Origin of the sequence: Streptomyces sp. CRCS-T-1 (genome assembly GCF_024442335.1) — a bacterium.
Classification (GTDB): domain Bacteria; phylum Actinomycetota; class Actinomycetes; order Streptomycetales; family Streptomycetaceae; genus Streptomyces; species Streptomyces koelreuteriae.
The window spans coordinates 4,361,722-4,374,054 of record NZ_CP101651.1 but is presented as its reverse complement, the minus strand read 5'-3'; the positions used below and the strand labels follow the sequence as shown (position 1 = coordinate 4,374,054).

General features: G+C 70.8%; 13 protein-coding genes and 3 tRNA genes. 8 read left to right on the top strand and 8 right to left on the bottom strand.

The genetic code is table 11. The features are described 5' to 3' along the window. Positions 1 to 33: 33 nt before the first annotated feature. The 7 genes from NNW99_RS19800 to purS all read right to left on the bottom strand — a co-directional run bounded on the left by NNW99_RS19800 (position 34) and on the right by purS (position 6,343). Positions 34 to 813 (bottom strand): META domain-containing protein, encoded by a 780-nt coding sequence (locus NNW99_RS19800; RefSeq protein WP_215120461.1) that lies wholly within the window; start codon positions 811 to 813, stop codon positions 34 to 36. A 37-nt stretch (positions 814 to 850) separates the two neighbouring features. Then, positions 851 to 1,648 carry a maleylpyruvate isomerase family mycothiol-dependent enzyme gene (locus NNW99_RS19795; RefSeq protein ID WP_215120459.1) on the bottom strand — a complete coding sequence of 266 codons (798 nt, stop codon included), beginning with the start codon at positions 1,646 to 1,648 and terminating at the stop codon, positions 851 to 853. Between the two features lie 9 nt (positions 1,649 to 1,657). After that, positions 1,658 to 2,491 carry a M23 family metallopeptidase gene (locus tag NNW99_RS19790; protein WP_215120458.1) on the bottom strand — a complete coding sequence of 278 codons (834 nt, stop codon included), beginning with the start codon at positions 2,489 to 2,491 and terminating at the stop codon, positions 1,658 to 1,660. Positions 2,492 to 2,512: 21 nt separating this feature from the next. Beyond that, entirely contained in the window at positions 2,513 to 3,013 is a 501-nt protein-coding gene (locus NNW99_RS19785; RefSeq protein ID WP_215120457.1) for a helix-turn-helix transcriptional regulator, read from the bottom strand. 134 nt (positions 3,014 to 3,147) lie between these two features. Then, positions 3,148 to 5,406 carry a phosphoribosylformylglycinamidine synthase subunit PurL gene (gene purL, locus NNW99_RS19780; RefSeq protein WP_215120455.1) on the bottom strand — a complete coding sequence of 753 codons (2,259 nt, stop codon included), beginning with the start codon at positions 5,404 to 5,406 and terminating at the stop codon, positions 3,148 to 3,150. Then, positions 5,403 to 6,083, bottom strand: a complete 681-nt coding sequence (gene purQ / locus NNW99_RS19775) for a phosphoribosylformylglycinamidine synthase subunit PurQ (RefSeq protein ID WP_215120454.1) — start codon at positions 6,081 to 6,083, stop codon at positions 5,403 to 5,405. Before purQ ends, purL begins: the two co-directional genes overlap by 4 nt. After that, positions 6,080 to 6,343: a phosphoribosylformylglycinamidine synthase subunit PurS gene (purS, locus tag NNW99_RS19770; protein WP_010045045.1), complete on the bottom strand. Its 264-nt coding sequence runs from the start codon at positions 6,341 to 6,343 to the stop codon at positions 6,080 to 6,082. Before purS ends, purQ begins: the two co-directional genes overlap by 4 nt. A gap of 268 nt (positions 6,344 to 6,611) precedes the next feature. Here purS and NNW99_RS19765 point away from each other — a divergent pair, with 268 nt between their 5' ends. From NNW99_RS19765 to NNW99_RS19730, 8 genes are all read left to right on the top strand, one after another. Further along, complete coding sequence (locus NNW99_RS19765; RefSeq protein ID WP_215120453.1) at positions 6,612 to 6,929, top strand: Lsr2 family protein; 318 nt, start codon at positions 6,612 to 6,614, stop codon at positions 6,927 to 6,929. Between the two features lie 134 nt (positions 6,930 to 7,063). Beyond that, positions 7,064 to 7,135, top strand: a tRNA-Gly gene (locus NNW99_RS19760). A gap of 80 nt (positions 7,136 to 7,215) precedes the next feature. Further along, positions 7,216 to 7,288: transfer RNA gene (locus NNW99_RS19755), tRNA-Gly, on the top strand. A gap of 162 nt (positions 7,289 to 7,450) precedes the next feature. After that, positions 7,451 to 8,422 (top strand): ABC transporter ATP-binding protein, encoded by a 972-nt coding sequence (locus NNW99_RS19750; RefSeq protein WP_215120452.1) that lies wholly within the window; start codon positions 7,451 to 7,453, stop codon positions 8,420 to 8,422. Then, positions 8,419 to 9,234 carry an ABC transporter permease gene (locus NNW99_RS19745; protein WP_215120451.1) on the top strand — a complete coding sequence of 272 codons (816 nt, stop codon included), beginning with the start codon at positions 8,419 to 8,421 and terminating at the stop codon, positions 9,232 to 9,234. Before NNW99_RS19750 ends, NNW99_RS19745 begins: the two co-directional genes overlap by 4 nt. 22 nt (positions 9,235 to 9,256) lie before the next feature. Continuing rightward, positions 9,257 to 10,660, top strand: coding sequence for a sensor histidine kinase (locus NNW99_RS19740; RefSeq protein WP_215120450.1), 1,404 nt, complete (start codon positions 9,257 to 9,259; stop codon positions 10,658 to 10,660). Then, complete coding sequence (locus NNW99_RS19735; RefSeq protein WP_215120449.1) at positions 10,657 to 11,277, top strand: response regulator transcription factor; 621 nt, start codon at positions 10,657 to 10,659, stop codon at positions 11,275 to 11,277. Before NNW99_RS19740 ends, NNW99_RS19735 begins: the two co-directional genes overlap by 4 nt. Before the next feature lie 22 nt (positions 11,278 to 11,299). After that, positions 11,300 to 11,375: transfer RNA gene (locus NNW99_RS19730), tRNA-Gly, on the top strand. A 37-nt stretch (positions 11,376 to 11,412) separates the two neighbouring features. Here the strand turns inward: NNW99_RS19730 and NNW99_RS19725 are convergent. Then, complete coding sequence (locus NNW99_RS19725; RefSeq protein WP_215120448.1) at positions 11,413 to 12,312, bottom strand: phosphoribosylaminoimidazolesuccinocarboxamide synthase; 900 nt, start codon at positions 12,310 to 12,312, stop codon at positions 11,413 to 11,415. Between the last annotated feature and the right edge of the window lie 21 nt (positions 12,313 to 12,333).

Sequence of the window (12,333 nt, the reverse complement as noted above, 5' to 3'; positions counted from 1 at the left end):
GTCCGAATTGGGGATTCCGGACTTTTTGGTGGATCACTGTTCGGCGACTGCTCGCACGCTCGTACCGTTTTCGCTGGTCAGCGTAAGAGTCTGATGATCGACTCCGTACTTCAGCTTCCCGTCGAAAAGACGGAGCAGGGTCTTCTCGCCGGTCATGAGTGAGTCTTCGCACATCATTCGGGTCGTGGCCGGAGGGCCCAGGGTGATATGGCCGTCGCGCACGGTGGCCTTGGCGTTCACCTTGTTGCAGCCGAGGCTTCCGGAGACGGTGCCCTTCTTCTCGTCGAAGGTGAGGTGGGCGCGGCCGTCGGCCGCCTCCGGGGTCGTGACGGTCCACTTGGTGCCGCTCAGCTCGGCGTCCTTGGCCTTGGTGAGACGGACGGTGTCGCCCTTGTCGGTGGTGAGGGTGAGGCGGTCGCCGTCCACCTTCGCCTTGAACTCCTGGTCGGAGAGGGTGCGGGCGAGGGCCTCCTCGAAGGCCATCGGCTTGTCCTCGCAGGCCATCTCCGTGGCCATGGTCTTGCTGAGCCGGACGCGGTCACCGTCGACGGTGGCGTCGGCGCCGAAGTTGTTGCAGCCGAAGCTGCCCTCGGCCCGGCCCTTGTCGATGGTCACGTGGGCGCCGGTGGGTGCCTTCTGGGTCTTGCCGTCGGCGGTGACGCTGTCCACGCTCCACCGCATGCCGGTCATCGCCGGCTTGTCGGCACCGACCGAACCGCTGCCGCTGTCCGCCTTCTCACTGCCGCAGGCCGCCATGAGCGGGACGAGCATGGCGGCGGCCGTCAGGGTCATGCGCTGCTTCTGCCTGTCCATGCCACTTCGACGGGGCAACCGGGGGGATCGGTTCCCCTCAGCTCAGCACGGGCAGGTACGCGTCCAGGTCGGCCCGCTCGCCGCTCGCGCTGACCTGGGCGTCGTGGAGCGCCTGCTTCCAGGTCAGCCGGCCGGTCGCCAGCCGGATCCAGGTCAGCGGGTCCGTCTCGACGACGTTGGGCGGGGTGCCCCGGGTGTGCCTCGGGCCCTCGACGCACTGCACGACCGCGTACGGCGGCACCCGGACCTCCGTCGAGCCGCCGGGTGCCTTCGCGGCGAGGGCGTCGGCGAGCAGCCGGGTGCAGGCGGCCAGGGCCTGACGGTCGTAGGGGATGTCCAGGCCGGGGACGGCGGTGTTGAGGTCGTCGGTGTGGACGACGAGTTCGACCGCGCGCGTGACGACGTAGTCGGCCAGGGGCAGGGCGCCCGCGCTGGTGGGGAGGAGCCGGGCGGCGGGGTGTGCGTCGAGGTTCGCGGTGAAGCGGTGCTCGGCGGCGGCGAGGTGGGTGTCGAGGTCCGGGTGCTCCTCGGCCAGGCGGCGGGCGGTGGCGGCGATGGCGGGGGCGTCCTCGGCTATGGCGAACGGCCAGTCGAGCAGCCGGGCGTCCTGCCGTACGGGCTCGGGCTCCGCGAGCAGCCGGTCCACGGCGTCCAGGGCCATGGCGCAGTGCGCGGCCAGCTCGCGCACGGTCCAGTCGCCGAGGCGCGTGGGCAGGGCCAGCCGGTCGGGGCCGAGGGTGGCCACGGCCCGGCGTATGTGCCCGAACTGGGCGAGCACGGCGGCCCGGGTCTTGGCGGGGTCGTAGGCGCGGGGGCGCTTCTTGGCCGGGGGCATGGGGTCAGACTAAGCAGGGGCTGTGACAGTCGGGGGTGCCTCGAAGGTCTGGCCGTTGCCGGGCACGCCGATGCCGGTCCAGGTGAAGGGGACGCCGCGGGCCGCGTCCGGGTCGGGGCCGTCCATGAGCTGGAAGTGCAGATGCGGCTCGGAGGAGTTGCCGGAGTTGCCGCAGCGGGCGAGGAGCTGTCCGGCCCGGACGCGGTCGCCCTCGCGGACGGTGAGGGAGCCGCGCTGGAGGTGGGCGTAGGCGGCGTAGGTGCCGTTGCCGAGGTCCAGGACGATGTGGTTGCCGAGGATCTGGCGGATGCCGGACATCTCCCGTACCGAGCCTTCGATCAGCATCAGGTAGAGCAGGCCGGGCAGTGAGTTGCGGCTGAGGTGGTCGCGCTGCCCGTCGGCGGCCCGTACGACCGTGGCGTCGGCGACCGCGAGGATCTCGGCGCCGAAGGCCGGGAAGTCCTCGGGGCGGCGGGCGAGCGGCCACAGCGGGCGGAAGGCGGGGCGGGCGCCCGGCTCGGGCTCGGCGAGGATGTCGATGGCGTACGTCTGCCCGTGGGCGTGGATGCCGTGGCTCGGGGTGCGGTCGGCGGGGCTGTTCAGCGCGGACCAGCGGCCGGTCACGGGCGGGGCGACGTCCAGGGGCTCCCGGGCCCGGCGCGGGCTGTCGGGGGCGCCGCCCCACCGGTTGGCGACGGTCATGACGGCGTACGCGAGGAGCAGCAGCAGGCAGTTCCACAGGATGGGGTAGCCCCAGCCGAAGCAGATATGGGCGATCACCACGCCGATGAAAACCAGCTGGAGGCCTTGGAAGGCCAGTGTGCCGAGCTTGCGTGCGGACATTCTGCCCCCGGTTCGTCGTGTCTAGGGCCTGGCCGTCGCCACCGCCACCAGCAGCGGTACGACGCGCTGGTCCGGTACTTCGTAGCGGCCCCGGCCGGTCGTGTGCAGCCAGCCGGTGGCGGTGAGCTGGCGCAGGTGGTGGTAGATCTGGCCGGTCGTGCCGACCTCGTCCAGCTCGGCGAGTTCGGCCGCGGTGCGCCGGCCGCCGAGGATCTCGTGGAGCAGCCGGAGCCGCACGGGGTGGCCGAGCGCCGCGAACGACTCGGCGGCCGTCGTCCAGTCCTCCTCCAGCAGTCCTTCCGTCAGGACGCCCATCTGCCAGACGTACGGCTCGCCCGTCGGCAGGCGCACGGAGCCGGTGTAGAGGATGCCGCCGTCGGCGGCCCCCAGCTCGGCCAGCTGCTCCTTCAGCCCGTTCAGCGCCCAGAAGTCGCTGTCGTCGAGACGGGGTCCGGCGCGGTGGGCGCCTTCGAGGGCCGCCAGACGGCGCTCCAGGTCGGCTACGCGTGCTTCGAGTTCCACTCCACAGAGATTACGGAACTACGTAATCTCGTGCAACCGTCGGCCCGGGCCCGCCGGAATCGGGGGACGACGTGTGGAGACACCTGTGCCCCGCCGAGTGGGACCTCGACGGGGCACAGTACGACTGCCTCGGGTCAGGCCAGCAGCGCCGGGATCGTCGCCTCGTGCGTCTCACGCAGCTCGGACAGGGGGAGGGTGAACTCGCCCTGCAGCTCCACCGAGTCGCCGTCGACGACACCGATGCGGGTGGCCGGGAGGCCCCGCGCGCCGCACATGTCGTTGAAGCGGAGCTCCTCGGAGCGCGGCACGGCCACGACCGCGCGACCCGCCGACTCGGAGAAGAGGAAGGTGAAGGCGTCCAGACCGTCCGGGACGATCAGGCGGGCGCCCTTGCCGCCGAGCAGCGCCGACTCGACGACCGCCTGGATCAGACCGCCGTCGGACAGGTCGTGCGCGGAGTCGATCATGCCGTCGCGGGAGGCGGAGATCAGGATCTCGGCGAGCAGCCGCTCGCGCTCCAGGTCGACCTTGGGCGGCAGACCGCCGAGGTGGTCGTGGACGACCTGGGACCAGGCCGAGCCGCTGAACTCCTCACGCGTGTCGCCGAGGAGGTAGAGCAGCTGCCCCTCCTCCTGGAAGGCGACCGGCGTACGGCGGGCCACGTCGTCGATCACGCCGAGCACCGCGACCACCGGGGTCGGGTGGATGGCGGCCTCGCCCGTCTGGTTGTAGAGGGAGACGTTGCCGCCGGTCACCGGGGTGCCCAGCTGCTGACAGGCGTCCGCCAGACCGCGCACGGCCTCCGCGAACTGCCACATCACCGCCGGGTCCTCGGGCGAGCCGAAGTTCAGGCAGTCCGAGACGGCGAGCGGCTTCGCGCCGGTCGTCGCGACGTTGCGGTACGCCTCCGCCAGGGCCAGCTGGGCGCCGTGGTACGGGTCCAGCTTGGCGTAGCGGCCGTTGCCGTCGGTCGCGATGGCCACGCCGAGGCCGGACTCCTCGTCGATCCGGATCATGCCGGAGTCCTCGGGCTGGGCGAGGACCGTATTGCCCTGCACGAAGTGGTCGTACTGCGAGGTGATCCAGGACTTGGAGGCCTGGTTCGGGGAGCCGACCAGCTTCAGGACCTGGTCCTTCAGTTCCGCCGACGTCTCCGGCCGGGGCAGCTTGTTCGCGTCGTCCGCCTGGAGGGTGTCCTGCCAGGACGGGCGGGCGTAGGGGCGCTCGTAGACCGGGCCCTCGTGCGCGACCGTGCGCGGGTCGACGTCGACGATCTTGCCGCCGTGCCAGTAGATCTCCAGGCGGTCGCCGTCGGTCACCTCACCGATGACGGTGGCGATGACGTCCCACTTCTCGCAGATCTCCAGGAAGCGGTCGACCTTCTCGGGCTCGACGACCGCGCACATGCGCTCCTGCGACTCGCTCATGAGGATTTCCTCGGGCGAGAGCGTGGAGTCGCGGAGCGGTACGTCGTCCAGGGTGACGCGCATGCCGCCCGAGCCGTTCGACGCCAGCTCGCTCGTCGCGCAGGACAGGCCCGCGGCGCCGAGGTCCTGGATGCCGACGACCAGCTTCTCCTGGAAGGCCTCCAGGGTGCACTCGATGAGGAGCTTCTCCTGGAAGGGGTCACCGACCTGGACGGCCGGGCGCTTCGACGGCTTCGCGTCGTCGAAGGTCTCGGAGGCCAGGATCGAGGCGCCGCCGATGCCGTCACCGCCGGTCCGGGCCCCGTAGAGGATGACCTTGTTGCCCGCGCCGGAGGCCTTCGCGAGGTGGATGTCCTCGTGCCGCATGACGCCGATGGCACCGGCGTTGACCAGCGGGTTGCCCTGGTAGCAGGCGTCGAAGACGACCTCGCCGCCGATGTTGGGCAGGCCCAGGCAGTTGCCGTAGCCGCCGATGCCCGCGACGACGCCCGGCAGGACGCGCTTGGTGTCGGGGTGGTCGGCCGCGCCGAAGCGCAGCGGGTCGACGACGGCGACCGGGCGGGCGCCCATCGCGATGATGTCGCGGACGATGCCGCCGACACCCGTGGCCGCGCCCTGGTAGGGCTCGACGTAGGAGGGGTGGTTGTGCGACTCCACCTTGAAGGTGACCGCGTAGCCCTGGCCGACGTCCACGACACCGGCGTTCTCACCGATACCGACGAGGAGGGCGTCGCTCTGCGGGGCCTTCTCGCCGAACTGGCGCAGGTGCACCTTCGACGACTTGTACGAGCAGTGCTCGGACCACATGACCGAGTACATGGCCAGCTCGGCCCCGGTGGGCCGGCGGCCGAGGATCTCCACGACCCGCTCGTACTCGTCCTTCTTCAGGCCCAGTTCGGCCCAGGGCAGCTCGACGTCGGGGGTCTCGGCCGCGTGCTCGACCGTGTCCAGAGGCGTCCGGCTCATGCGTTGACCAGCTTCTTGAGGATCGAGGTGAAGAACGGCAGACCGTCGGTACGACCGGTACCGATCAGCGGCTCGACGGCGTGCTCGGGGTGCGGCATGAGGCCGACCACGTTCCCGGCCGCGTTGGTGACGCCGGCGATGTCCCGCTGCGAGCCGTTGGGGTTGAAGTCGAGGTAGCGGAAGGCGACGCGGCCCTCGGCCTCCAGCTGGTCGAGCGTGTACGCGTCGGCCACGTACTGCCCGTCGTTGTTCTTCAGCGGGATGTGGATCTCCTGGCCGGCCGTGTAATCGGTGGTCCAGGAGGTCTCGGCGTTCTCCACGCGCAGCTTCTGGTCACGGCAGATGAAGTGCAGGTGGTCGTTGCGCAGCATCGTGCCCGGGAGCAGATGGGCCTCGGTGAGGATCTGGAAGCCGTTGCAGATGCCGAGCACCGGCAGACCGGCCTTCGCCTGCTCCAGCAGGGGCTCCATCACCGGCGAGAAACGGGCGATGGCCCCGGCGCGCAGATAATCGCCGTAGGAGAAACCACCGCACAACACCACGGCGTCGACCTGCTTGAGGTCCTTGTCCTTGTGCCAGAGGGCGACCGGCTCGGCGCCCGCGACCCGGATCGCGCGCTGCGTGTCCCGGTCGTCCAGACTGCCGGGAAAAGTGACCACGCCAATACGAGCGGTCACTTCACGGCCTCCGCGACTTCCTCGACCCGGACGGTGAAGTCCTCGATCACGGTGTTCGCGAGGAAGGACTCCGCAAGATCGTGAATGCGGGCGAGGGCGGCCTCGTCGACCGGCCCGTCAACTTCCAGTTCGAAACGCTTTCCCTGGCGGACGTCCGAGATCCCCTCGAAACCCAGCCGCGGCAGTGCGCGCTGCACCGCCTGGCCCTGGGGGTCGAGGATCTCCGGCTTGAGCATGACGTCGACTACGACGCGTGCCACTGGCACTCCCGGTGTGTGGTGCTGAGCAGGTCCCTTCAGACTACCCGCACAAAATTTCTACGCGCGTCGACTTGTAGGAAACTACGTGACGGCCATCACGATCCCGCATCGTCGGGGCCCTGCGCGAAAATTTCCAGGAAAGATTCCGGGTCGACACCCGAAACCTATTGCGTTCGGACACGCGGAAGGATTTAGTCGAACTTCACAATGCATTGCGCGGCACTGTACAAATAAATTAGGCAAGTGCCGCAGGAAGGGACCGATATTCGTGGCGCAGAAGGTCGTGGTCACTCTCTTTGACGACATCGACGGCTCGGAAGCGGCGGAAACGATCGCTTTCGGACTGGACGGCAAGTCGTACGAGATCGACCTGAACGAAGGCAATGCCGACGAACTGCGGAAGGCGCTCGCGCCTTACGTGGAAGCCGGCCGCAAGCGGTCCCGCTCGGGCAAGGCGTACCGGCAGACGGAGGTCGCCCCCGACCCGTCCGCCGTGCGGGCCTGGGCCCAGGCCAACAAGATGGACGTCCCCGCGCGCGGGCGCATCCCCAAGAAGGTCTACGAGGCGTTCACCGCCGCGCAGTGACGGCCCGGTGAGCCCCGGCCGGCCGCCGGCCATCCGCCCCTCGCGTCAACCGACTTGCGCAGCCCCCCGGCTGATCAGTTAGAGTCTGGAGCACGCCGAGGGGCGAGGCCGAAAGGCCCAGCTCACGGAAACATGCGGGTGTAGTTCAGTAGTAGAACATCCCCCTTCCAGGGGGAAGGCGCAGTGTGCGATTCCTGTCACCCGCTCTGCAACGCGTACCGACCACTCTTGTGGATCAGGTAGGCTGGTGCACGCACCGATCGGTGAGAGCCGGTCGGGGGCAATTGCGGACGTAGCTCAGTTGGTAGAGCGCAACCTTGCCAAGGTTGAGGTCGCGAGTTCGAACCTCGTCGTCCGCTCGGGAATCAGACCCCGGTCCTTCAGGACCGGGGTCTTTTCGTGTCTCCAGTGGGACCGTCTCCAGTAGGCCCGTCTCTCCGGTGGGCCCGTCTGACATTTGTCATGCCGAGTGATGACAGCGCGCACTGCTGAAGAGCCGCCCCGGGCGGAACGCTGAAGGCATGGAAAACAACGGACACGAACACGTGATTGAGGTCACTGACCTGCGGCGTGTGTACGGGGGCGGGTTCGAGGCGGTCAGCGGAATCAGCCTTTCCGTACGACGCGGGGAGATCTTCGCGCTGCTGGGGACCAACGGCGCGGGCAAGACATCGACCGTGGAACTGCTGGAAGGGCTCGCGCCGCCGACCTCCGGGACGGTGCGGGTGCTCGGCCACGACCCGTACACCGAGCGGGCCGCCGTCCGCCCGCGCACCGGCGTCATGCTCCAGGAGGGCGGCTTCCCCTCGGAGCTGACCGTCGCGGAGACCACGCGGATGTGGGCGGGGTGCGTGAGCGGGGCCCGGCCACCCGCGGAGGTCCTCGCGCTGGTCGGCCTGGAGTCGAAGGCCGGCGTCCGGGTCAAGCAGTTGTCCGGCGGGCAGCGGCGCCGCCTGGACCTGGCGCTCGCCCTCCTCGGCCACCCCGAGGTGCTCTTCCTGGACGAGCCGACCACCGGACTCGACGTCGAAGGCCGCCGGGAAACGTGGGAGTTGGTGAGCGCGCTGCGCGACGGCGGTGCGACGGTGCTGCTGACCACGCACTATCTGGAGGAGGCCGAGAACCTCGCCGACCGGCTGGCGATCATGCACGAGGGACGCATCGCCACCACCGGGACCCCGGCCGAGGTGACCGCCGCCGAGCCGTCGCGGATCTCCTTCGAACTGCCCGACGGCTACTTCGTGGGCGATCTGCCGCCGCTCGGCGACCTGGGCGTGACCGGGCACGAGACCGACGGCCGGATCGTCCGGCTCCGCACCCATGAACTGCAGCGCGCTGCCACCGGACTGCTGCTGTGGGCCGAGCGGACCCGCGTGGAACTGCGCCGCCTGGACGTGCGGTCGGCCTCCCTGGAGGAGGCGTTCCTCGGCATCGCCAAGGAGGCCTCCGCGGGACGGGCCACGGCAACGACGACGAAGGAGTACGCGGCATGAGTGCCACCCGGACCACGCCCCGCCCGGCGCCCGGCACGAAAACCGAGGGCACCACGCCGGTGAGCCGCATGACGGCGCTCGCCCGCGCCGAACTGACCCTGCTCGGGCGGAACAGGGGCGCGCTCGTCGCCGCACTGTTCGTGCCGATCGTGATGCCGGTCAGCGTGCGGTCGGCGGCCCAGGAGATGGACCTCGCGGGAGCGGGGCTCGACGCCGGCACCCTGGTGCTGCCCGCCGCGGTCGGCTTCTCCCTGCTGTTCGCCGTCTACTCGGTGCTCGTCGGCGTCTTCGTCGTCCGGCGCGAGGAACTCGTCCTCAAGCGGCTGCGCACCGGTGAGCTGCGGGACACCGAGATCCTGGCCGGCTCCGCCATGCCCGCCGCCGTCACCGCGCTCGTGCAGTGCCTGCTGCTCGCGGCGGGCTGCACCGTGCTGCTGGACATGTCCGCGCCGTCCGCGCCCCAGCTGGCCGTCGTGGGCCTGCTGTTGGGGATCGTGCTGTGCACCGCCCTCGCCGCGGTCACCGCCGGTTTCACCCGGACCGGCGAGAGCGCCCAGGTCACGCCCATGCCGCTGCTGATCATTTCGATGATGGGCTCGGGCATGTTCTTTCCGCTGGAGCTGCTGCCGGACCGGCTCGCCTCCCTGTGCGAACTGCTGCCGCTGACGCCCGTCGTCACCCTGGTGCGCGGCGGCTGGACCGGCGACCTGTCGGCGTACGAGGCGCTGGGCGCGGTGGCGACGGCGGTGGCCTGGATCCTCGTGTCGGTGTTTGCTGTACGGCGGTGGTTCCGCTGGGAACCGCGACGCTGACCGGAGGGGGAGGGACGGGCTGATGCGGGGGCCGGGTGGGTGGTGGCGGCGGCAGACCACGCCGGAGAAGGTCGAGACGTACACGCGGTGGTCGTTCCAGTCCTTCGCGGTGACCGAGTTCGTCATGGTCGGGCTCATGGCGGTGGTCCCGCTGGGGATGTGGCTCGGGGCCGGGCTGCTGCTCATGTCGGCTGTGCACGCCGCGGTCTGCATGGTCACCGTGTCGCGGTCGCTGGACTGGACGCGCGGCAGGCGGCCGCAGCCCGTCCGGCTGCTGTGGGCGCTGGCCGCCGTGACCGCCGCGGTCTGCGCCGTCGCGATCGGCGTCGCCGACCACGGGCCGCGCGGCGAGAGCGTGGACACCGCCGCGAGCGGGGTCCTCGGCATCGTCGGCATCATCGGGATCGGCACCATCGCCCTCGGCGTCCGCGAGCGGCGGCAGGTGTTCGCGATCGTCGCGGGCTTCGCGACGATCTCCTGGCTCGTCGCTTTCACCCGGGGCGCCTCGCTGGGCGCCTCGCTCTTCACGGCGGTGGTGGCGTTGCTCGCCGGCGGGGTGCTCGCCTTCACGGCCGTCGTCTCCGTGTGGCTGCTCGACATCGTCTACCGACTCGACGAGGCCCGCGAGACCCGGGCCCGGCTCGCCGTCGCCGAGGAGCGGCTCCGGTTCGGGCGTGATCTGCACGACGTCATGGGGCGGAACCTCGCCGTGATCGCGCTCAAGAGCGAACTGGCCGTGCAACTGGCCCAGCGCGGGCGGCCGGAGGCCGTGGCCCAGATGGTCGAGGTGCAGCGGCTCGCGCACGAGTCGCAGCGGGAGGTGCGGGAGGTCGTCCGCGGCTACCGCGAGGCCGACCTCACTGTGGAACTCGCCGGGGCGCAAGGGGTGCTGGCCGCGGCCGGCATCGACTGCACGGTGAGCGGGGCGACGGCGGCCGGGCTGCCGGTCGCGGTGCAGTCCGCCCTGGGGTGGGTGGTGCGGGAGGCCGCGACGAATGTCCTGCGGCACGGGGACGCGCGGCGGTGTGCGGTGCGGTTGTGGGTGCGGGAGGGGCGCGTGGTGTTGTCGGTGGAGAACGACGGGGTGGAGAGCGACGGGGCGGAGAGCGACGGGGCGGAGAGCGACAGGGTGGAGAGCGAGGCGGGGGCCGGGGCCGGGGCGGCCGGGTCTGTCGGCTCTTCCGGCTCTTCCGGCCCTTCCGGTTCTTCCGGCCCTTCCGGCTCTTCCGGATCGGGGATTGCCGGGTTGCGGGAGCGGCTGGCGGAGATCGACGGGACGTTGCAGGCCGGACCCGCGGGGCGGGGGCTGTTCCGGCTGACGGCGGAGATTCCGCTGCCGTCGGCGGCCGGCCCTTCCGGCTCCGCCGCCCGCTCCGGCCCCGCGTCCGTCGCCGCCGCGCGACCCGTGAGCGAGGTCACCCCATGACGGCCGTAGAGCCCGTACGGCTCCTGCTCGCCGACGACGAGCACCTCATCCGTGGGGCGCTCGCCGCGTTGCTGTCGTTGGAGGAGGACCTCATGGTCGTCGCCGAGGCGGCCACCGGGCCGGAGGCGCTGGCGATGGCCCGGGCGCATGAGCCCGATGTCGCGGTGCTGGATCTTCAGATGCCCGGCGCCGACGGTGTGAAGGTCGCCACATCCCTGCGCTCCGAACTGCCCGGCTGCAAGGTCCTCATCGTCACCAGTCACGGGCGGCCCGGGCATCTGAAGCGGGCGCTGGAGGCCGGGGTGCGGGGGTTCGTGCCGAAGACCGTGAGTGCGCAGCGGCTCGCGGAGCTCATTCGTACGGTGCACGCCGGGAACCGTTACGTCGACCCGGAGTTGGCCGCCGACGCGATCGCCGCCGGGGACTCGCCGCTGACCGCGCGGGAGGCGGAGGTGCTGGAACTCGCCGCCGACGGAGCGCCCGTGGCGGAGATCGCCGAGCGGGCCGCGCTGTCGCAGGGGACCGTACGGAACTATCTGTCCTCTGCGGTGTCGAAGCTCGGGGCGGAGAACCGGCATGCGGCGGTGCGGCTCGCACGGGAGCGAGGTTGGGTATAGTGGTTCCCGCGCCACGGCGCATGCGAACGTAGCTCAGTTGGTAGAGCGCAACCTTGCCAAGGTTGAGGTCGCGAGTTCGAACCTCGTCGTTCGCTCCATTTCGAAAGGCCCCCGGTTCTCCGGGGGCCTTTCGCGTTACGCCCAGGTCAGGCCCGTCAGGCGCTCGTACGCCTCCACGTACTTGGCGCGGGTGGCGTCGACGACCTGCTGCGGCAGCGCCGGCGGGGGCTGCTCGCTCTTCCTGTCCCAGCCGGACTCCGCCGAGGTCAGCCAGTCGCGGACGAACTGCTTGTCGTAGGACGGCTGCGCGCGGCCCGGCTCCCACTGGTCGGCCGGCCAGAAACGGGAGGAGTCCGCGGTGAGGACCTCGTCCGCGAGGACCAGGTCGTCGCCGTCGAAGCCGAACTCGAACTTCGTGTCCGCGAGGATGATGCCCCGCTCCCGGGCGATGTCCCGGCCCCGGGCGTAGACGGCCAGGGTCGCCTGGCGCAGCCGGGCCGCGGTGTCCGCGCCGACCTGGCGGGCGACCTCCTCGTAGGAGACGTTCTCGTCGTGCTCGCCGACGGCGGCCTTGGTGGCCGGGGTGAAGATCGGCGCGGGCAGTTCGCTGCCGTCGACCAGGCCCTCGGGGAGGGCAAGGCCGCAGACCGTGCGGGACTCCTTGTACTCGACCAGGCCCGAGCCGGTGAGGTAGCCGCGGGCCACGCACTCCACGGGAACCATCTGCAGGGACTTGCAGACCAGCGTGCGGCCCGCCCAGTCGGCGGGGGCGCCCGCGGGCAGTTCGGTGCTCAGGACGTGGTTCGGGGCCAGGTCGGCGAGCTGGTCGAACCACCACAGGGAGAGCTGGGTGAGGACCCGGCCCTTGTCGGGGATCTCGGTCGGCAGCACCCAGTCGTACGCGGAGATGCGGTCGCTGGCGACCATCACGAGGTCGCCCGCCTCGTTGCGGTACAGCTCGCGCACCTTGCCGGTGTGCAGGTGCACCAGGCCCGGAACCTGAATCGGCTCGGGCTTTTCTACGAATCCGGACACGGTTCCTCCCCGTGGTTCTGT